Annotated in this window: 19 protein-coding genes; 6 read left to right on the forward strand and 13 right to left on the reverse strand. The window is 71.6% G+C overall.

Annotated elements, in window-relative coordinates; genetic code table 11:
* Positions 1–27: 27 nt before the first annotated feature.
* Together thiD and thiC are read right to left on the reverse strand one after the other, a co-directional pair.
* Positions 28–861: a bifunctional hydroxymethylpyrimidine kinase/phosphomethylpyrimidine kinase gene (gene thiD / locus BMY07_RS17240; protein ID WP_092779438.1), complete on the reverse strand. Its 834-nt coding sequence runs from the start codon at positions 859–861 to the stop codon at positions 28–30.
* Entirely contained in the window at positions 858–2,510 is a 1,653-nt protein-coding gene (thiC, locus tag BMY07_RS17245; RefSeq protein ID WP_092779440.1) for a phosphomethylpyrimidine synthase ThiC, read from the reverse strand. The genes thiD and thiC overlap by 4 nt, the downstream gene beginning before the upstream one ends.
* A gap of 296 nt (positions 2,511–2,806) precedes the next feature.
* Between thiC and BMY07_RS17250 the strand changes: the two genes are divergently transcribed.
* Positions 2,807–3,412 (forward strand): hypothetical protein, encoded by a 606-nt coding sequence (locus tag BMY07_RS17250; protein WP_092779442.1) that lies wholly within the window; start codon positions 2,807–2,809, stop codon positions 3,410–3,412.
* Positions 3,413–3,430: 18 nt separating this feature from the next.
* On the opposite strand, the gene BMY07_RS17255 is transcribed toward BMY07_RS17250, so the two are convergent.
* Positions 3,431–4,033, reverse strand: coding sequence for a LysE family translocator (locus BMY07_RS17255; RefSeq protein ID WP_092779444.1), 603 nt, complete (start codon positions 4,031–4,033; stop codon positions 3,431–3,433).
* 40 nt (positions 4,034–4,073) lie between these two features.
* On the reverse strand, positions 4,074–4,646 hold the full coding sequence (locus tag BMY07_RS17260; protein WP_092779446.1) for a peptide deformylase: 573 nt from the start codon (positions 4,644–4,646) through the stop codon (positions 4,074–4,076).
* Positions 4,647–4,840: 194 nt separating this feature from the next.
* Between BMY07_RS17260 and BMY07_RS17265 the strand changes: the two genes are divergently transcribed.
* Complete coding sequence (locus BMY07_RS17265) at positions 4,841–5,146, forward strand: DUF3263 domain-containing protein (protein WP_092779997.1); 306 nt, start codon at positions 4,841–4,843, stop codon at positions 5,144–5,146.
* Positions 5,143–5,781 (forward strand): LytR C-terminal domain-containing protein, encoded by a 639-nt coding sequence (locus tag BMY07_RS17270; RefSeq protein WP_092779448.1) that lies wholly within the window; start codon positions 5,143–5,145, stop codon positions 5,779–5,781. Before BMY07_RS17265 ends, BMY07_RS17270 begins: the two co-directional genes overlap by 4 nt.
* 260 nt (positions 5,782–6,041) lie before the next feature.
* Here BMY07_RS17270 and BMY07_RS17275 read toward each other — a convergent pair whose 3' ends face one another.
* The 4 genes from BMY07_RS17275 to moeA all read right to left on the reverse strand — a co-directional run bounded on the left by BMY07_RS17275 (position 6,042) and on the right by moeA (position 11,512).
* A complete protein-coding gene (locus tag BMY07_RS17275) occupies positions 6,042–8,279 on the reverse strand; it encodes an AAA family ATPase (protein WP_092779450.1) in 2,238 nt (745 codons plus the stop codon).
* A 55-nt stretch (positions 8,280–8,334) separates the two neighbouring features.
* Positions 8,335–9,324, reverse strand: coding sequence for a CDP-diacylglycerol--serine O-phosphatidyltransferase (gene pssA / locus BMY07_RS17280; RefSeq protein WP_092779452.1), 990 nt, complete (start codon positions 9,322–9,324; stop codon positions 8,335–8,337).
* A 3-nt stretch (positions 9,325–9,327) separates the two neighbouring features.
* Entirely contained in the window at positions 9,328–10,041 is a 714-nt protein-coding gene (locus BMY07_RS17285) for a phosphatidylserine decarboxylase (protein ID WP_092779454.1), read from the reverse strand.
* 256 nt (positions 10,042–10,297) lie between these two features.
* On the reverse strand, positions 10,298–11,512 hold the full coding sequence (moeA, locus tag BMY07_RS17290) for a molybdopterin molybdotransferase MoeA (RefSeq protein ID WP_425426314.1): 1,215 nt from the start codon (positions 11,510–11,512) through the stop codon (positions 10,298–10,300).
* 71 nt (positions 11,513–11,583) lie between these two features.
* Here moeA and BMY07_RS17295 point away from each other — a divergent pair, with 71 nt between their 5' ends.
* The 3 genes from BMY07_RS17295 (at position 11,584) to BMY07_RS17305 (ending at position 17,042) form a co-directional block, all read left to right on the forward strand.
* A complete protein-coding gene (locus tag BMY07_RS17295) occupies positions 11,584–12,813 on the forward strand; it encodes a serine/threonine-protein kinase (protein ID WP_092779456.1) in 1,230 nt (409 codons plus the stop codon).
* A gap of 170 nt (positions 12,814–12,983) precedes the next feature.
* Positions 12,984–14,609, forward strand: a complete 1,626-nt coding sequence (groL, locus tag BMY07_RS17300; RefSeq protein ID WP_092779458.1) for a chaperonin GroEL — start codon at positions 12,984–12,986, stop codon at positions 14,607–14,609.
* A gap of 219 nt (positions 14,610–14,828) precedes the next feature.
* Complete coding sequence (locus BMY07_RS17305) at positions 14,829–17,042, forward strand: HelD family protein (protein ID WP_092780001.1); 2,214 nt, start codon at positions 14,829–14,831, stop codon at positions 17,040–17,042.
* On the opposite strand, the gene BMY07_RS17310 is transcribed toward BMY07_RS17305, so the two are convergent.
* The 5 genes from BMY07_RS17310 to BMY07_RS17325 form a co-directional block, all read right to left on the reverse strand.
* On the reverse strand, positions 17,020–17,496 hold the full coding sequence (locus BMY07_RS17310; RefSeq protein WP_092780003.1) for a carboxypeptidase-like regulatory domain-containing protein: 477 nt from the start codon (positions 17,494–17,496) through the stop codon (positions 17,020–17,022). The two genes, BMY07_RS17305 and BMY07_RS17310, sit on opposite strands and share 23 nt — an antisense overlap.
* A 5-nt stretch (positions 17,497–17,501) precedes the next feature.
* On the reverse strand, positions 17,502–18,107 hold the full coding sequence (locus BMY07_RS17315) for an RNA polymerase sigma factor (RefSeq protein ID WP_177215620.1): 606 nt from the start codon (positions 18,105–18,107) through the stop codon (positions 17,502–17,504).
* A 134-nt stretch (positions 18,108–18,241) separates the two neighbouring features.
* A complete protein-coding gene (locus BMY07_RS17320; RefSeq protein WP_092779460.1) occupies positions 18,242–18,559 on the reverse strand; it encodes a protease inhibitor I42 family protein in 318 nt (105 codons plus the stop codon).
* Between the two features lie 90 nt (positions 18,560–18,649).
* Positions 18,650–18,778: a hypothetical protein gene (locus BMY07_RS35890; RefSeq protein ID WP_281245072.1), complete on the reverse strand. Its 129-nt coding sequence runs from the start codon at positions 18,776–18,778 to the stop codon at positions 18,650–18,652.
* A 109-nt stretch (positions 18,779–18,887) separates the two neighbouring features.
* On the reverse strand, positions 18,888–19,187 hold the full coding sequence (locus tag BMY07_RS17325) for a hypothetical protein (RefSeq protein WP_092779462.1): 300 nt from the start codon (positions 19,185–19,187) through the stop codon (positions 18,888–18,890).
* Positions 19,188–19,192: the final 5 nt, after the last annotated feature.

Here is a 19,192-nt window from a genome sequence, read left to right on the forward strand (position 1 = left end):
GGCGCGGGCCGGGGCACCGGTGTCGGGTCACAGCAGGAACGTGTCCGCGTCCGGCAGCCGCCAGCGCGGCGACACCGGGCCGACGCCGCCGCCGAGCGGGTACGCGTCCTGCACCGACCGCTGGATGAACGCCTTGGCCGCGCGGACCGCCGCCACCATGTCCAGGCCCTTGGCCAGTCCGGAGGTCACGGTGGAGGCGAGGGTGTCGCCGCTGCCGTGGGTGTGCTTGACGTCGTAGCGGGGGCCGACGAACTCGGTGAACTCGGACCCGTCGTAGAGCAGGTCCAGGCACTCCGCGTCGTCCCACAGGTGCCCGCCCTTGACCAGCACCCACGCCGAGCCGAACTCGGCGAGCGCCTTGGCCGCGTCCCGTTGCTGGGCCTGCGACCGCACCTCGATCCCGGTCAGCAGCCGCACCTCGTCGAGGTTCGGTGTGACCAGCGAGGCCCGCGGGAACAGCTGCGACCGCAGCGCGTCGAGGGCCTGGTCGGTGAGCAGCGGGTCGCCGTGCATCGACGCCGACACCGGGTCGACCACGAACGGGGTCACCCCGGACCGCCCGATGCCGACCCGGTCGCACGCCCCGGCCACCGCGGTGATGATCTCCGCGGTGGCCAGCATGCCGGTCTTGGCCGCCTGCACGCCGATGTCGGTGGCCACCACCTCGATCTGCGCGGCGACCACCTCGGGCGGGATGGTGTGCACCCCGCTCACGCCGAGCGAGTTCTGCACCGTCACCGCCGTGATCGCGGTCATCCCGTGCACGCCGCAGGCGAAGAACGTCCGCAGGTCGGCCTGGATGCCCGCGCCGCCGCCGGAGTCGGACCCGGCGATGGTCAGCGTGCGGGGCGGCGTGGTCACTGCCCGACCACCGGCAGGTAGACCTTGTTGCCCTGCTCGGCGAACTCCTCGGACTTGGCCGCCATGCCCGCCTCGATCGCCTCCACAGAGGACAGACCGTGTTCGTCGGCGTAGCGCCGAACGTCCTGCGTGATCTTCATGGAGCAGAACTTGGGCCCGCACATCGAGCAGAAGTGCGCGGTCTTGGCCGGTTCCGCGGGCAGCGTCTCGTCGTGGAACGACCGGGCGGTGTCCGGGTCGAGCGCGAGGTTGAACTGGTCGGTCCAGCGGAACTCGAACCGGGCCCGCGACAGCGCGTCGTCGCGCTCCTGCGCCCTCGGGTGCCCCTTGGCCAGGTCGGCGGCGTGCGCGGCGATCTTGTAGGTGATCACGCCGGTCTTCACGTCGTCGCGGTTGGGCAGCCCGAGGTGCTCCTTGGGCGTGACGTAGCAGAGCATCGCGGTGCCCAGCCAGCCGATCTGCGCGGCGCCGATGGCCGAGGTGATGTGGTCGTAGCCGGGCGCGATGTCGGTCGCCAGCGGGCCGAGGGTGTAGAACGGCGCCTCACCGCACAGCTCCTCCTCCAGCCGCACGTTCTCGGCGATCTTGTGCATCGGCACGTGCCCTGGCCCCTCGATCATCACCTGCACGTCGTGCGCGCGGGCGATGTGCGTGAGCTCGCCCAGCGTCCGCAGCTCGGCGAACTGGGCCGCGTCGTTGGCGTCGGCGATCGACCCCGGCCGCAGCCCGTCACCGAGGGAGAAGGTGACGTCGTAGGTGCGCAGGATCTCGCAGAGCTCCTCGAAGTGCGTGTAGAGGAAGCTCTCCTTGTGGTGCGCCAGGCACCAGGCCGCCATGATCGACCCGCCGCGCGAGACGATGCCGGTGACCCGCCGCGCGGTCAGCGGGACGTAGCGCAGCAGCACCCCGGCGTGCACGGTCATGTAGTCGACGCCCTGCTCGCACTGCTCGAGCACGGTGTCCCGGTAGACCTCCCAGGACAGCGCTGCCGGGTCGCCGTTGACCTTCTCCAGCGCCTGGTAGATCGGCACCGTCCCGATCGGCACGGGGGAGTTGCGCAGGATCCACTCGCGGGTCTCGTGGATGCGCTTGCCGGTGGACAGGTCCATCACCGTGTCGGCGCCCCACCGGGTCGCCCACACCATCTTGTCCACCTCGTCCTCGATGGACGACGAGACCGCCGAGTTGCCGATGTTGGCGTTGATCTTGACGTGGAACTTCTTGCCGATGATCGCGGGCTCCACCTCGGGGTGGCACCGGTTGACCGGGATCACCGCCCGGCCGATGGCCACCTCGTCGCGGACGAACTCGGCCGACACGCCCTCCCGCTCGGCGCAGAACCGCATCTCCTCGGTGATGATCCCGGCCTTGGCGTAGGCCAGCTGGGTCACCGCGCCGCCGACCGGTTCGCGACCGGCCACCCACCCGGCGCGCAGCTTGGCAAGTCCACTGTGGACATCGATGGCGGCGTCCGGGTCGGTGTACGGGCCGGAGGTGTCGTACAGGTCGAGGTGCTCGCCGTTGGTCAGCTCCACCCTGCGGACGGGCACCCGCACCCCGTCTGCGGTCTCCCGGTAGGCCTTGTGCGAACCGGAGATCGGTCCGGTGGTGACGGCTGGTCGAACCGAGGGGTCGTCAAGTGCGGTCACGAAAATCCTCCCTACGCCGGCATTACCCGGTCAGGTTCATCGGTCGGCGGCACCGGGTCCTCGGATGGGACACCAGCCGCCCTCTCAGCCCGCCATGGCGCGAGCTCCCGCGCTGTGTTCAGTTGTCCGCCCGACCCTAGCCAGCGGCGCGGGGGCTGCCAAGTGGCGAGCGCGGGGGCTGCCAAGTGCGAGGGCGGGGGCTGCCGAGTGGCGGGTGCCAAGGACGCCACCTGAGCCGGGTGCTGGGTGCCGCCGAGTGAGCACCGGAACGGGAGCTGCCCACTAAGGTTCCGTGCATGCCGCTGCCGTACCCGCCCGGAGCCCGGCTTCTGGCCAGACCCGAGGCGGTCGAGCCGTGCCCCACCTGCGCGGACCCGCTCGGCCGCGGCTACCGGAGCTGCCCGACCTGCGCCGACAGGGTCGACGCGCTGTGGAAGGCCGACTGGGACGCGCTGCCCGCCGACGACGAGTTGCCTGCCACCGTGCTGGCCGCCCCGGTCGGCACCCACGCGTGGACCTGCGTCGACTGGGCCATGCGGCTGCTGTCGTGCCCGGTCTGCCGCACCGAGTTGGGCACCGGCCCGGCCTGCCTGCACTGCGCCAAGTCCGACCAGGCCCGCTGGGCGTGGGACCACACCGCCCCGGCAGGCGCGATGACCGCGAACGAGCACGCCATCCGGATGGCCGTGGCCGCGCTGCGCGGGGCGGGCGAGCGCCGCGACACCGTGATCGCGTTCTGGCGGTTGGCGCTGCCGCACCTGCTGGTCGGCGCCGTGCCGACCCAGGCGCAGGTCGGCCGCATCCGGGTGCACCTCATCGCGGGCAGGCACGAGGAACTCGACGAGGCCCCCGGTTTCGCGGAGATGGCCGCGCTGGCCGACCTGCCCTGGCGCTCGGCCTGACCGGTCGGGACTGCACGGTCAGGACTGCACGGCGAGCCGGATGCCGAGCCCGATCAGCACCGCGCCGGACACCCGTTCCAGCCTGCGCCGCACCGCGCTGCGCCGCAGCCAGCCCATGAACCGGCTCAGCAGCGCGATGACCAGCAGGTACCAGAGGGTGTCGACCACGACCCACAGCCCGGCGAGCGCCACCAGCACCCACCGCGCCGCGCCCGGTTCGACGAACTGCGGCAGGAACGAGATCGCGAACACGGCCAGCTTCGGGTTGGCCACGTTGACCACCAGCCCGGCCCGGAACCCGGACCCGCTGCTCAGCGCCTCCGGCTCGGCGTCCACGTGCCTGCCGAACAGCGCCCGCACCCCGAACCAGAGCAGGATCGCGACCCCGCCGATCCGCAGCGCCTGGTAGGCGACCTCCGAGGCGACCAGCAGCACCGACAGCCCGAACGCCGCCGCCACCGCCCACACCGCGACGCCGAGCTCCATGCCCGCCACCGTGGCCAGCGCGCCCCGGCGTCCGCCGCGGATCGACTGCCGCAGCAGCATCGCCGTGCCCACGCCGGGAACCATGGCGAGGATCAGGGAGGCCAACAGGAACGCGAGGAAGCCGGACCAGGTCATGCCGGGATGATGCGCCCGGGGGCGCCCCCGGTGCGACCGGTTAATCGGCGAACGGGTCCTCGGAGTTGGCCGGGTCCCACGACAGGCCGGGCACGCCCCACTTGTTGGCCTTGACCATCCGCTTCGCCTCGCGCTGGTTCCGGCCGACCAGGCGGTTCAGGTAGAGCAAACCGTCGAGGTGGTCGGTCTCGTGTTGCAGGCAGCGCGCGAAGAACCCGGTCCCCTCGACCTCGATCGGCGCGCCCTCCACGTCCTGGCCGGCCACCTTCGCCCAGCTCGCCCGCCCGGTCGGGAACGTCTCGCCGGGCACCGACAGGCAGCCCTCGTAGTCGTCGTCCGGGTCAGGCATGCCCTCGGGGACCTCGGAGGTGGTCAGCACCGGGTTCACCACGACGCCGCGGTGCCGCACGCCCTCGTCGTCGGGGCAGTCGTACACGAACACCCGCAGCCCGACGCCGATCTGGTTGGCCGCCAGCCCGACCCCGTTGGCCGCGGCCATGGTGTCGTACATGTCGTCGACCAGCGCCTTGAGTTCGTCGTCGAACCGCTCGATCGGCTTGGTCGGGGTGTGCAAGACCGGATCACCGACGATGCGGATCGGGTGGACTGTCATGGGCGGAAGCCTAACCGGGCCGGGAAAGGCGGTGTCCGCCCACGGGGTTCTCCCGAGCGGTCGCGCGGGTATGAGACGCGTGGTGGACGCGCCGTGGAGGTGACGATCAGCTCCAGCGGTGACGTGGTGTAATGGCCACCGGCGAGCGGCCGGTGGGTCGCCCGCCGGAGCCGAACCGCGAGGCGAGGAGCCAGATGGACGCTGCTGAGTCGCCCCCTCAGCCTGAGCACGCGCACGCGCGGCCGGAGGGCCTCAGCGAGCGCGACCGGGCGATCCTGGCGTTCGAGCGGCAGTGGTGGAAGTACGCGGGCGCCAAGGACCAGGCGATCCGCGAGTTGTTCGAGTTGTCCAGCACCCGCTACTACCAGGTGCTCAACGAGTTGATCGAGAAGACCGAGGCCCTCGAGGCCGACCCGATGCTGGTCAAGCGCCTGCGCCGGATGCGAGCCACCCGGCACCGCGCCCGCGCAGCCCGACGCCTGGGGATGGACCCGCGATGAGCACCGAGCCAAGCGGGCAGGCCCGCACCGCCCGCGTGGTGGGCCTCACCCTCCTCGCCGTCGCCGCGGCAGCGGCCGTGGTCGGTGTGATCACCCTCTTCGACAGCACCGACGACAGCCCGCCCGCCGCCCAGGCCCCACCCAGCGCGGTCATCACCACCACCACGGGCGCGCCCCCCAGCGGTGACCTCACCAGCCTCCCGCCCCGCCCCACCGCGCCCGGCGCGACCACCACCGAGCCGCCCAGCCCGCCGCAGCCGACGGTGACGACGACGGTCCCGCCCGCCGCCACCACGCGGCCCCCGGCGACCTCCCAGCCGGGCAACACCGCCGACGCCCCCAGCGAGCCGCTGCGCATCTACAACAACAGCACCATCGCGGGCCTCGCCGCCCGAGCCGCCGACGACATCGGCTCGACCGGCTGGCAGATCGCCCAGGTCGGCAACTACTCCGGCGGCAAGATCCCCACCACCACCGTCTACTTCGAACCCGGCACCGGCCAGGAAGCGGCCGCCCGCCAGCTGGCCAGCCAGTTCGACTTCCGGGTCGAACCGCGCTTCGACGGCATCAAGGACTCCCGCCCCGGCCTGATCCTCATCGTCACCAACGACTACAAGGTCGCCAAGGAGAAGTAGGGCTCCGTCCCCGCTCTCCCCGTCCCCGCTCCCAGCCGGGTGCGCAGTCCCGCCCGGCACTCTCCCGGCCGGAGAAGCAGGTCCCGCCAGGCAGTCCCGGAGCCGGTGGTCGTGATCACGACCACCGGCTTTGTCGTCTCCTGGTCCTCTTGACCGGCGTGCGGCAGGGGTTCCGGCGGAGACGGTGACCGGAGGAGCACATCATCGTCTCCGCTGAACATCGTCTTGACTGGTGATCACACCGTGGCGGTGCGGTGGGGTCAGCGGGCTTGGCGGTTGGTGGCATACGCCTCCAGGTCGGCCAGTTGGGCGGGGTCGAGTGAGGGGCGGACGTTCTCGCGGGCGGCGTCGAGGTGGTGGGCGGTGACGACGGTGGCGTCGAGGGACTCGCGCATGGCGGTGAGGGCGGCCTCGCGGATGAGGGCGGCGCAGTCGGCGGCGGAGTAGCCGTCGAGGGTGGTGGCGTAGGCGGTGAGGTCGACGTCGTCGGACAGCGGGGTGTTCTTGCTGGTGGCGCGCAGGATCGCGGCCCGGGCCTCGGCGTCGGGCGGCGGGACGTAGATCAGGCGCTCCAGGCGGCCGGGGCGCAGCAGCGCCGGGTCGACCAGGTCGGGCCGGTTGGTGGCGCCGACGACCACCACATCGCGCAGCGGTTCCACGCCGTCGAGTTCGGTGAGCAGCGCGGCGACCACGCGGTCGGCAACGCCCGAGTCCGACGACTGGCCCCGGCGCGGGGCGAGCGCGTCGATCTCGTCGAGGAACACCAGGGCGGGCGCGGCCTCGCTCGCCTTGCGGAACAGCTCCCGCACCGCGCGCTCCGACTCGCCGACCCACTTGTCCATCAGCTCGGCGCCCTTGACCGACAGCACGTTCAGCTGCCCGGTCCCCGCGAGCGCCCGCACCAGGAACGTCTTGCCGCCACCCGGCGGCCCGTACAGCAGCACCCCGCGCGGCGGCGCGACCCCGAGCCGGGCGAACGAGTCCGGGTACCGCAGCGGCCACAGCACCGCCTCGGTGAGCGCCTGCTTGGTCTCGACCATGTCGCCGACGTCGTCGAGCTGGATGTCGCCGGTGCGCACCGACGTCGTGCTGACCGAGGTGGGCCGCACCGTCTGCAGCGCGCCGAACACGTCGTCCGCGCCGATGCTGGTGGCTTCGCGCAACGCCGCCCGGATCGCGGACTCCCGGCGCAGCGCGATCAGGTCCGCGGCCACGAACCCCGGGGTGCGCTCACCCACCGCCGCGAAGTCCACTCCGGACTCGACCGGCAGGTCGCGGTAGAGCACCCGCAGCAGCTCGGCGCGGGTCTTGGCGTCCGGCGACGGCACCCGCAGCTCGCGGTCCACCAGTTCCACACCGCGCAACCGCGGGTCGACGGCCTCCGGGTGCGCGGTCGTGACGACCAGCGCCACCCTCGCGATCCCGATCGCCGCGCGCAGGGTGTCCAGCACCACCGTCGCCACCGGCGGGGGAGAGGTCGCGGGCAGCAGCGCGTCGACGTCGTTGATCATCAGCACCGCGGCCTTGCCCGCCGCCGACACCGCGCGCGCCCGCTCGACCGCGGCCCCGAGCCGGGCGGCCGCCGCATTCGCCTCCAGCACCGCGATCGTCGGGCCCGCGAGCTCGACCACCTCGGCGTCGACCGAGCGGGCGACCGCGCGCACCACGCTGGCCTTGCCCACCCCCTCCGGCCCGCTGACCAGCACCCCCAGCCGGGGCGCGGCACCGAGCCGTTCCAGCAGTTCCGGCCGCAGGAACGCCAGCTCGAACCACTCCCCGAGCGTGCGCACCGCTTCCTGCGCGCCGACCAGGTCCGCGGCCTCGATCGGCTCCGGCGCGCTCACCTCGGCGACCGCGGCCACCCCGACCGGTTCGGCGACGGCCCGCACCACCGTCTCGCCGCCGACCGCCACCGCCGCCCGCTCACCCGTGCGCGCGCCGTCCCGCCAACCGACCACAGTGGACGGATGCACGGTCACCGCGCCCGCTGGCTCGACCGAGGTCACCGTCAGCAGCTCATTGGTCCAGGTCATCCCGATCGCCCGGGACAGCTTGCCGCGCACGGCGGACACATCGGCCTCCGGCGGCGGCGCCAGGTCCTGCGGCAGCAGCGACACCGCGTCGCCGAGGGTCAGCACCTTGCCCACCAGCGCGAGCCGCACCGTCTCCGGCGGCAGCGAGGTCGACGCCAGCCGCGACCCGGCAACGGTGACCGCGCGCGCCAGGGCCACCTCCACCGGCGCCACCACGACCTCGGCGCCCTCGGTGACCCCGAGGTTCGACATGGTCACGTCGTCGAGCAGCACGACACCGGTGGCCGCGCCCCGGTCGCCCTCGGCGGCGAGCGCGGCGCTGACCCTGGCGCCGGTGAGCCGGACGGCGTCCCACTGGCGCAGCCCGAGCGCGTCGAACACCTCGGGGTGCAGCCGGACGACACCGCGCCGGGTGTCCAGCGCGGACGGTGTGAGCCGCGCGGTCAACGTGATCTGAGTTCCCACGTCGACGAGAGTAGAGCGTTCCCGCCGATTGCCGCGGGAGTTGTCCACAGGCTCGTCAGCGGGGCTTGCTCTCCCCGGGCCGCTCGTTCTTCCGCAGGCCGGTGCGCCGCCACGCCTTGCCCCGCGCGCCGGGTGGCCTCGGGTCGGTCGGCAGCGGGACACCGGGCGCGTCGCCGTTGCGCATCGGCCGCAGCACGGCCCGGCGGGCGGCACCGGCGACCCGGCGCAGCGGCGGGCGCAGGCCGAGCCTGCGCCGCGAGCCGTGCGCCCGGCGGATCGCCCTGCGCTCGCGCGGCGGCACGTCCCACGCCTCGGGGTTGTTGGCCAGCCAGTGCTTGCGCCGGACCGCGTAGGGGATGTGCAGCAGGTAGAGGACCAGCACCACGGCCAGCGTCACGAGCGGGTAAGTGATCACCGCCGCCGCGACCAGTCCCACGAGGACCAGCAGCGGCGCCACCGCACGCGGGGACACGCGCGCGGTCTTCACCGACAGCGTGGGGATGCGGCTGATCGCGAGCGCGGCCACCGCGACGATCCACACCATCACGGCCGCCTTGGACTGCCACCAGTGCCCGTTGTCGCCGTACTCGATGGTCAGGATCAGCGGCAGCAGCACCAGCAGGCCACCGGCGGGCGCGGGCACCCCGACGAAGAACTCCTTCGTGTAGACCGGTTGCTCGGTGTCCTCGAGCAGCGTGTTGAACCGCGCCAGGCGCAGGATCATGCACACGGCGAAGATGAGCGCGACCACCCAGCCGACCCGGTCGCCGCCGAAGCGCCAGACGTAGAGCATCAGCGCGGGCGCGACGCCGAAGGAGATGGCGTCGGCGAGCGAGTCGAGCTCGGCACCCATCTTGCTGGTGGCGTCGAGCAGCCGGGCGATGCGCCCGTCGAGGCTGTCGAGCACCGCGGCGATGGCGATCGCGGCGATCGCGGCGGTGGGCTGGCCGTTGAGGACGAACTGGACGGCGGACAGGCCCGCGCACATGGCCAGGACGGTCAGCGCGTTGGGCAGCAACCGGACACCGGGCGCGGTCGGGGCCATCGGTCAGCCCGCCGAGGGCAGCTCGGCCAGCACTGTCTCCCCGCCGATGGTCCGCTGACCTGGCTCGACCAGGACGCGGCTGCCAACGGGGACGTAGAGGTCCACGCGCGAACCGAAGCGGATCAGCCCGTAGGTGCTGCCTGCCAGGACCTTGTCGCCGTCGGACACCTGGCAGATGATGCGCCGCGCGACCAGGCCCGCGATCTGCACCACGACGAGGTCGTGCCCCTCGTCGGTGCGCACGTGCAGGCTGTTGCGCTCGTTGACCTCACTGGCCTCGTCGAGGTCCGCGGAGAGGAACTGGCCGGACTTGTGCGCCGCGCGGACGACCTGACCGGTCGCGGGCGCGCGCTGGACGTGCACGTCGAACACCGACAGGAACACGCTGACGCGCAGCATGGGCTCGTCGCCGAGGTCGAGCTCCGCCGGGGGGACCGCCTCGACCACGTGCGACACGGTGCCGTCCGCTGGGGCCACGGCGATCCCGGGGCGGCGCGGGGTGACGCGCTTGGGCTCTCGGAAGAACCACGCGAGCCAGGCGGTGAAGATCGCGGTGCCCACACCGGCCCGCTTGGACAGCAGCCGCACCGCGAGGGTCGCCCCGAGCGCGCCGAGGATGAACGGCCTACCGCCCGGGTGCACCGGGGGGATGATGCTCTTGGTCAACTCGACGGCGTGCTGGAGCGCGCCTGCCTTCTTGGGCTGGTGAGCGGTCATCGTGGTCGCGGTTTCCTCGTGTCTAGGCCGGATTTCCGCACACGCTACGCCAGCCGGGGGTCAGCTCGGGGAGGTAGCCGCCACCTGGGCGGACAGGGGCACCCGATGGTCCGGGTATGCACCCCCCGACGGCACATACCCGGCCATCGGGCGCCCTCGTGGAACCCGTCCAGTGTAGCCGGCGGCCATCCGGTGGATCAATGACCGGTTGTGAGGAATTGACTTCCTTGGGTCAGTATATGGTTACTTGGCGCCTTCAGTCGAGCAGGACCAGGTCGACCTCGTCGCCCGCCGCCACCTCCGCGACCCCGACCGGGATCTCGATCAGGCAGTTCGACGCCGCGAACGAGGCCAACAGGTGGGAGCCCGGTCCACCTACCGGGACGACCTCGACGTGACCCGCGTCGTGGCGGCCCCTGCGGTACTGCACCCGGTTCGGCGGTGACGACATCGCCGCGGTCGCGCGCGCCCGCGCCCGCGGGCGGTCTGTGTTGGTGTGCCCCATAGCCGCCAGCAAGGCCGGTCGGAGGAACACCTCGAACGACAAGGCAGCGCTAACCGGATTGCCCGGCAGCGTCACCACCGGCAGCCCTTCGAAGTTGCCAAGCCCTTGTGGTCCGCCCGGCTGCATCGCGACCCGGACGAACTCCACGCCTTGACCGGACAGCGCGTCCTTGACCACCTCATATGCGCCTGCGCTCACCCCACCGGAGGTGATCAGCAGATCGGCCTCACCGACGTGCTGCGCGAGGACCGCGCGGAACGCCGCGACGTCGTCCGCGACCGACCGCAGCACGACGGCCTTGGCGCCGATCTCCTCGACGGCCGCGGCCAACAGCACGCTGTTCGACTCATAGATGTGCCCCGGCGGCAGAGGTTCACCTGGTGGGATCAACTCAGAGCCCGTGGACAGCACAAGAACCCGCGGCGGCCGCCGTACTGGCAGACCGGCCAAGCCGACCGCGGCAGCCAAACCGAGCTGCGGCGGGTGCAAGACCGTTCCCGCCCGTAGGATCACGTCGCCTTCGGTGACGTCCTCGCCGACGAATCGCACGTGCGTGCGCGCGGGCACCGACGCGTCAATGCGGACGGTTTCGGTACCGCCGTCGGTCAGCTCAACCTGGATGATCGCGTCGGCACCTTCCGGCAGCGGCGCGCCGGTCATGATCCGTTGCGCGGTGCCAGGGGCGAGCGGGACCACATCGGTCCGCCCCGCCGGGATGTCATCGGCGACCGGGAGCCGCACGGGGTTCTCGGCGGTGGCACTGACCACATCGGACGCACGCACCGCGTACCCGTCCATGGCGGAGTTGTCGAACGGCGGTAGCGACACCGCGGTCGCCACGTCCTCGGCGAGCACTAGTCCTCTGCACATCGCCAAAGGAAGCCGCACCACCGGCAGCGGTGGCAGCAACGCCTGGACTTCGAGCCGGTACTCCTGCGGGGTCAACCCGCGCTTGGCCGCGTTCACCCCGCCAATCTTGCCCGCCCGTTGACCGAACCGGACGCGGCCGTCACAACGCGGACGTTACGCTCGCGTGCGTGTCGGATGACCTAACCGGGCGTCGCCTAGGGCATTACCGCATCGACGGTGTGCTCGGTAAGGGCGGCATGAGCGTGATGTACCGGGCGACCGACATCCGGCTCGGCCGCAAGGTGGCCCTCAAAGTCATCGCCGAGCACCTCACCGAGGACCCCGAGTTCCGCGAGCGCTTCGTCGACGAGGCCCGCAACACCTCCGCGATCGACCACGCCAACGTCGTCCCGCTCTACGACTTCGGCGAGGTCGACGGGCTGCTCTACATCGCGATGCGGCTGGTCGACGGCTTCGACATGGCCACCCTGGTCAAGGACGGCCCGATCGCCCCGCAGCGCGCGCTGAGCCTGCTGGCCCAGGTGGCCGAGGCGCTGGACAACCTGCACGAGCGCGGTCTGGTCCACCTCGACGTCAAACCGGCGAACGTGCTGGTCACCGCCCGCGAGTCCGCGACCGAGCACATCTACGTCGCCGACTTCGGCCTGACCCGCCGCGGCGCCACCGGCCACCGCACCAGGGGCGGCGACTTCCTCGGTTCCCCCACCTACGCCGCGCCGGAGCACCTGCGCGGGGAGCCGGTGGACGGTCGCACCGACGCCTACTCGCTCGCCTGCGTGCTGTTCGCGTGCCTGGCCGGTAGGCCTCCCTTCCACGGTCAAGTGTCGGAAGTCATCCAGGGCCACCTCAACCGTGACGTCCCGACGCTGACCGACTACATCGCGCTGCCGCCCGCGATCAACGACGTGATCCGCCGCGGCATGGCCAAGAGCCCCACGCACCGCTACGCCAGCTGCCGCGAACTGATCGCCGCTGCACGTCAGGCGCTCTCTAACGCCCCGCAGCGCCCGATGGGGCCACCGCCGCCCCGTGTGCCCAACCAGACGCTCGTGGCCCCCATCGAGCAGCTGCGTCCGCAGTACCAGTCGCCACCCCCCGTCCAGCCGGAACCGGTCCGCTTGCGGCCACCCGCTCCCGTGCGGACCACCGCGTTCGACGAGAAGAAGAGCGGCACCCGCTGGATCGCCCCGGTGATCGTCGGCGTCGTCGCGATCGGGGCCATCATCACCGCGATCCTGCTGCTCACGGGCGGTCCCGGCGACGAACCCGGCACCGGTCCCGGCCCGACCGCGCCGCCGATCCAGGTCGGCCCCGGGGGCACCAGCAGGCCCAGTTCGCCGCCGACGACGACCTCGCGCCGACCGCTGCCGACCATCACGATCGTGCCACCCCCGTGAGCTGCATTTCTTGCACTCGCGTGCCCCGAGTGCTAAACACGAACTAGCACTCGGGGTCGCCGAGTGCCAGAAGGTCGGGACGGTGAGGCCGGCGTTGACGCCGGTCGTCCGTCGCGGGCACCGAGCCTGGCCGCGCTACGTGTATCCATCCGATGGAGGACCACACCGCAATGGCCAAGTTGATCGCGTTTGACGAGGAAGCGCGTCGCGGTCTCGAGCGCGGACTGAACACCCTCGCCGACGCCGTCAAGGTGACGCTCGGCCCGAGGGGCCGCAACGTCGTGCTCGAGAAGAAGTGGGGCGCGCCGACGATCACCAACGACGGCGTGTCGATCGCGAAGGAGATCGAGCTCGAGGACCCGTGGGAGAAGATCGGGGCCGAGCTGGTCAAGGAGGTCGCGAAGAAGACCGACGACGTCGCCGGTGACGGCACCACCACCGCAACCGTGCTCGCCCAGGCGCTGGTGCGCGAGGGCTTGCGCAACGTCGCCGCAGGCGCCGACCCGCTGTCGCTCAAGCGCGGCATCGAGCAGGCCGTCGAGGCGGTCATCGAGCAGCTGCACAAGTCCGCCAAGGAGGTCGAGACCAAGGAGCAGATCGCGGCAACCGCGTCCATCTCCGCGGGCGACACCACCATCGGCGAGCTGATCGCCGAGGCGCTCGACAAGGTGGGCAAGGAAGGCGTCATCACCGTCGAGGAGAGCAACGCGCTCGGTATGGAGCTCGAGCTCACCGAGGGCATGCGCTTCGACAAGGGCTACATCTCCGGTTACTTCGTGACCGACCCCGAGCGCCAGGAAGCGGTCCTCGAGGACCCGTACATCCTGCTGTTCGGCTCCAAGATCTCCTCGGTCAAGGACCTGCTCCCGCTGCTGGAGAAGGTCATGCAGTCCGGCAAGCCGCTGCTGATCATCTCCGAGGACGTCGAGGGCGAGGCGCTGGCGACCCTGGTCGTCAACAAGATCCGCGGCACCTTCAAGTCGGTCGCGGTCAAGGCCCCCGGCTTCGGCGACCGCCGCAAGGCGATCCTGCAGGACATCGCCATCCTCACCGGTGGCCAGGTCATCAGCGAGGACGTCGGCCTCAAGCTGGAGAACGCGGGCATCGAGCTGCTCGGCAAGGCCCGCAAGGTCGTCGTCACCAAGGACGAGACCACCGTGGTCGAGGGCGCTGGTGACGCCGAGCAGATCCAGGGCCGGGTGAACCAGATCCGCGCCGAGATCGAGAAGTCGGACTCCGACTACGACCGCGAGAAGCTCCAGGAGCGCCTGGCCAAGCTCGCGGGCGGCGTGGCCGTCATCAAGGCCGGTGCCGCCACCGAGGTCGAGCTCAAGGAGCGCAAGCACCGCATCGAGGACGCGGTGCGCAACGCCAAGGCCGCCGTGGAGGAGGGCATCGTCGCCGGTGGCGGCGTGGCCCTGCTGCAGGCCGCCGAGGCCGCGTTCGCCGGTCTCAAGCTCGAGGGCGACGAGGCCACCGGTGCCAACATCGTCAAGGTCGCCGTCGAGGCGCCGCTCAAGCAGATCGCGATCAACGCCGGTCTCGAGGGTGGCGTCGTGGTGGAGAAGGTCAAGGGCCTGCCGCAGGGCCACGGCCTCAACGCCGCGACCGGTGTCTACGAGGACCTGCTCGCCGCAGGCGTGCCGGACCCGACCAAGGTGACCCGCTCGGCGCTGCAGAACGCCGCGTCGATCGCCGCGCTGTTCCTCACCACCGAGGCTGTCGTCGCCGACAAGCCGGAGAAGGCCGGTGCCCCGGCCGGTGGCGGCGACCCGACCGGTGGCATGGACTTCTGATCCAGCCCCCGCTCGGCGCACGCTGAACAAAGGCCCGGCCCCTCGTGGGGCCGGGCCTTCGTGCGTTTACCGGCACTGGCCGCGACAGGACGCGAAAGAATGCGCTACATTAGCGGAATTGGCGCTGGAGAATGCCGACAGAATTGCGGCTAGTGGCATTATAGGGCAATTGGAGGACGATTGTCAACCGAGATCGACGTGGAGCAGGAATACGTCAGCATGCTCTACGCGCACCTCGACGGACTCCGGGCCGACACCGACTCCCGGCTGGCCAGGACCCTGCGGGAGAGCAGCAGCAACCCGCAGGCGATGACCCAGCGGGACGCCGCCACCTCGCATTACAGCGAGCAGTTGGCGCACTACGGCGCCGCGGAGAACGGGCTGTGCTTCGGCAGGCTCGATTTCGCCGACGGCACCCGCAGCTACATCGGCCGCATTGGCCTGTTCGACTCCGAAGGCGACTACGAACCGCTGCTGATGGATTGGCGCGCCCCGGCGAGCAGGCCGTTCTACCTGGCCACCGCCGCCTCCCCGGACGGGGTGCGCAGGCGCCGCCACATCCGCACGTCCCTGCGCCGGGTCACCGGCATCGACGACGAGGTGCTCGACCTCGCCGACGACCAGGACACCGCGGGTGGCGGTCTGGTCGGCGAGGCCGCGCTGCTCTCCGCGCTCAACGCGACCAGGACCGGTCGCATGTCCGACATCGTCGAGACCATCCAGGCTGAGCAAGACGAGATCATCCGGTCCGGTCTGAACGGTGTCCTGGTAGTCCAAGGTGGCCCCGGCACGGGTAAGACGGCGGTGGCGCTGCACCGGGCGGCATACCTGCTTTACACATACCGCCAGCAGTTGTCCCGGCGCGGCGTGCTGATCGTTGGTCCTAACGCGACGTTCCTCAAGTACATCGGTCAGGTCCTCCCCTCCCTGGGGGAGACGGGCGTGCTGTTGCAGACCGTTGGCGATCTCTACCCCGGTGAGCGCGGCCACCGCCCCGAGCCTGCCCGTGCCGCTGAGATCAAGGGCAGCATCGACATGGTCGCCGCACTGCGCCGCGCGGTGGCGGACCGGCAAGAGGTGCCGCTGGACCCGATGGTGCTCGTCGTCGAGCGCGAGGAGATGGTGCTCGACCTCGCCACCATCACTGCCGCGCGCGGTAGGGCTAGGGGGAACCGTCGCACGCACAACGAGGGCAGGCCTGTCTTCGCCGAGGCGATCGTGGCCGCCCTCGCCCGGCAGGAGGCGAACCGCCTCGGCGCGGAGTTCCTCGACGAGGCCGACATGGCCGACATCCGCCGCGAGCTGGCGGCGGACGACGCCGTGCAGGACGCCATCGAGGACCTGTGGCCGCAGCTGACCCCTCAGGAGTTCCTGGCCGACCTCTACGCGTCCGCGGAGCGCCTGGAGACGGCCCTACCGGACCTCGACGAGGCTGACCGCGCCCTGTTGCTGCGGTCGCCCCGGCTCGGCTGGACCGCCGCCGACGCCCCGCTGCTCGACGAGGCCGCCGAACTGCTCGGCGTCGACGACCGCGCCGAACAGGCGGCCGCGCGGCGCCGCCAGCGCGACGAGCAGGACTACGCGCAGGGCGTCCTGGACATCCTCCAGATGGAAGACGACGCCGACCCGGACATCCTGACCGCCTACGACCTCATCGACGCCGGACGGCTCGCTGAGCGCCACGACGACGAGGACCACCGCACGGCCGCCGAGCGCGCCGCCGCCGACCGGTCCTGGACCTTCGGGCACGTGATCGTGGACGAGGCGCAGGAGTTGTCCGCCATGGCCTGGCGGGTCCTCATGCGCCGCTGCCCGACACGCTCGATGACCCTGGTCGGCGATGTGGCCCAAACCGGCGATCTAGCCGGTACCGACACCTGGGCGGGCATCCTCGCCCCGTACGTCGAGGACCGCTGGCGCCTGACAGAGCTGACGGTCAACTACCGCACACCCGCCGAGATCATGGCGGTAGCGGCGAACGTGCTCGCGGAGCTGGGGACGGGGTTGACCCCACCGAGCTCGGTCCGTGAGACGGGCGTCGAGCCGTGGGTGCGGCAGGTGGCGGAGGCGGAGCTACCGGAGACGGTCGCGGACTTGGCCGCCCAGGACCACCTCGGGACGGTGGCCGTGCTCGTGCCCGCTTGCCTGGTGGAAGACATCGGCCAGGCAGTACTGGCGCGGGTGCCCGACGCGGCGGTGGGGGAGCGGCCGGAGCTGGAGAGCCGGGTCGTCGTCCTGACCGTCCGGCAGTCCAAGGGCCTGGAGTTCGACGGCGTGCTCGTGGTCGAGCCCGCCACCGTCGTCGCCGAGTCCGAGCGCGGGCTCAACGACCTCTACGTGGCCCTGACCAGGGCGACCCAGTGGGTCGGCGTGGTCAGCGCGGCCGAACTGCCCGCCGCGCTGGGTGGGCTCAGAGCTCGACAGTCGGCGTGACCACGGTCCTGGGCTTGCCGCCGTTCATCCGGACCAGGATCTGCGTGGTGCCCCGCGGGATCTCGGTGAGCACGAACCGGCCGCCCTCGTCGGCGGTCGTGGTCTTGGAGCCCTGGTCGGCGACCCTGACCTCGACCCCGTGCTCACCCGCGGGCACCAACCAGCCGTCGATGCGCTGCTTCTCGCCGGTCCTGGTCACGTTGACCATGACGGTCAGGTCGCCGACGAAGAAGGTGATCGTGCCGGGGGCGCCGCCGCGGACACCGGCCAGCGGGCGCTGGTCGGCCCAGCGCGCCGCCTCCAGCTCCACCTCGGCGTCGATGTCCTCGAGGTCGATGGCGAACTGGGCGCGCTCGACCAGCCCCGCGGGGACCGGGTCGAGCTCGTCGACGATCCTGGCCACCTGGGCCAGCCAGAACTCCTGCTCGGCAGGGTCCATCTCGTAGTCGTCCATGGTCCTCATCTGCCACCATCCCCATTGTCGTACAGCGAACGCAGTGCGGTGAGGCAACGACCCCTGGTCGGGCCGATGCTCCCGTGCGGCATCCGCAGCACCTCGGCGACCACCTTGTACTCGGCCCGGCCCGCCAGCACGGTGAGCCGGAGCAGTTCCTGGCAGCGCTGGTCGAGCCGGTGGAACGCCGACCACAGCTGCCGGTCGCGCTCGGTCCGCAGCGCCTCGGCCTCGGGCATCGGCTCCGTGCTCGGCACGTGCTCGGCGACCTCGGGCAGCAGCTCGACCTGGGTGGCCGAGCGCTGGCGGGTCCGCTTGGCCTCGCGCCGGGTCGTGGTGATCAGCCAGCCGACCACGGCCCTGGGTTCGGCGATCGAGTCGACGTGGCGCAGCAGCGCCAGCCACACGGTCTGCGCGACGTCCTCGGCCGCCGAGCGGTCCAGCCCGGCGCCTCTGGCGATGTGCCACACCAGCGGGGTCAGCTCGGCCACGAGGACGTCGAGCGCCCCTCTGTGCCCCTCGCGCGCAGCGATCACACACGCCGCGTGCCGCTCGGTCCCCTCTAGGCCCTCCCACGGCGGGTTCGTCCTCGTCGCGTGGAGCTCGGTCACCGCTCCCACCCCATTCTCCGTCTGCCGGGGTTGTGCATCCTGGTGGCACTGGCTACATCGTCCGATGTCAGGTCGGTGCGTCCCGGCCCATCCTGACTCACTCGTTCGGGTGAAGCTGTACTCCATCAGTGTCACTACTGCGCGTGCAGGACGAACGTCAGTGCCTGCCGCGCCTGCCCTTCCCACGGTCTGGCCAGTTCGGCCCGGAGTTCGTGCTGACCGGTCGTCGTGACGTCGAAGGCCAACCGCCGCTCGCCCGCGGCACCCGGCGCACCAGCGCCGACCGTCGCCGGGACGTGCTCGTCGGCGATCATGCGCAGTGCCTCGGGAAGCCACCAGCGCCACCGGTAGCCGGTGGTCGCGGACTCCGGGAGTCGCAACTCGACGGTATCCCCCCGGTGCAACTCGGTCGGCCGCTCGGCGTCCTGAGCGGACAGCTGCACCAGCGCCACGACGTGCTCCCCCTCCGCTCCCGTCCGCGAGCGCGGCCCGGCGGCCGGACGGGTCCCCTGCACCCATCCGACCGCCGGTCGTCGCCGTGGTCACGCCTGCGCCAGGTCGGTGCGACCTGGCGCGCTGGTGTGGCCATGTCCTCGCTGGTAGAACGCGGTAGCCGGTTGCCGGGCCGCCAGCCGCCACGGGGTGCCCCGCGTGGTGAGGTGCTGGCTCATGGTGGCTCCGGTGGCGAGTAGTTCTACTCAGACACCTACAAGAGCCCCCGCGGCGCCCGCGGATACAAACGTCTGTTGGCCAGTTTGTGCCGTGACACGTTTTTGTCACTCACCCGGTCACCAGCAGGACCATCGCCCCCGCGGCCACCAGCGTTCCCACCAGCAGCGTGCCGCAGCCGCCGAGAACCACCTTCCTGGTGGTCGCGGCGCGGACCGCGATGGCCACCGCGCCCCCAGCGGTGGCCAGGCTGAGCGCCGTGTACGCGATGGTGCCCGCGACCGGGTCGCCGTCCTTGATCGTGGGCCCGAACAGCAGGACCAGGAAGCAGACCACCCCACCCGCGGCGAACACCGCGGCCGAGGCGATCAGCACGAGGACGCGCGCGGTCCCGATCCGCTGGTCAGCCACCGGGT

The organism is Actinokineospora terrae (genome assembly GCF_900111175.1).
GTDB classification, from domain to species: Bacteria; Actinomycetota; Actinomycetes; order Mycobacteriales; family Pseudonocardiaceae; genus Actinokineospora; species Actinokineospora terrae.

Bases quoted from the DNA above. Each gene is read 5' to 3' on its own strand.
- BMY07_RS17250 (WP_092779442.1), top strand. From the start codon at position 2,807: ATGCCGCTGCCGTACCCGCCCGGAGCCCGGCTTCTGGCCAGACCCGAG.
- BMY07_RS17255 (WP_092779444.1), bottom strand. From the start codon at position 4,033: ATGACCTGGTCCGGCTTCCTCGCGTTCCTGTTGGCCTCCCTGATCCTC.
- BMY07_RS17260 (WP_092779446.1), bottom strand. From the start codon at position 4,646: ATGACAGTCCACCCGATCCGCATCGTCGGTGATCCGGTCTTGCACACC.
- BMY07_RS17265 (WP_092779997.1), top strand. From the start codon at position 4,841: ATGGACGCTGCTGAGTCGCCCCCTCAGCCTGAGCACGCGCACGCGCGG.
- BMY07_RS17270 (WP_092779448.1), top strand. From the start codon at position 5,143: ATGAGCACCGAGCCAAGCGGGCAGGCCCGCACCGCCCGCGTGGTGGGC.
- pssA (WP_092779452.1), bottom strand. From the start codon at position 9,324: ATGGCCCCGACCGCGCCCGGTGTCCGGTTGCTGCCCAACGCGCTGACC.
- BMY07_RS17285 (WP_092779454.1), bottom strand. From the start codon at position 10,041: ATGACCGCTCACCAGCCCAAGAAGGCAGGCGCGCTCCAGCACGCCGTC.
- groL (WP_092779458.1), top strand. From the start codon at position 12,984: ATGGCCAAGTTGATCGCGTTTGACGAGGAAGCGCGTCGCGGTCTCGAG.
- BMY07_RS17305 (WP_092780001.1), top strand. From the start codon at position 14,829: ATGCTCTACGCGCACCTCGACGGACTCCGGGCCGACACCGACTCCCGG.
- BMY07_RS17310 (WP_092780003.1), bottom strand. From the start codon at position 17,496: ATGGACGACTACGAGATGGACCCTGCCGAGCAGGAGTTCTGGCTGGCC.
- BMY07_RS35890 (WP_281245072.1), bottom strand. From the start codon at position 18,778: ATGAGCCAGCACCTCACCACGCGGGGCACCCCGTGGCGGCTGGCGGCC.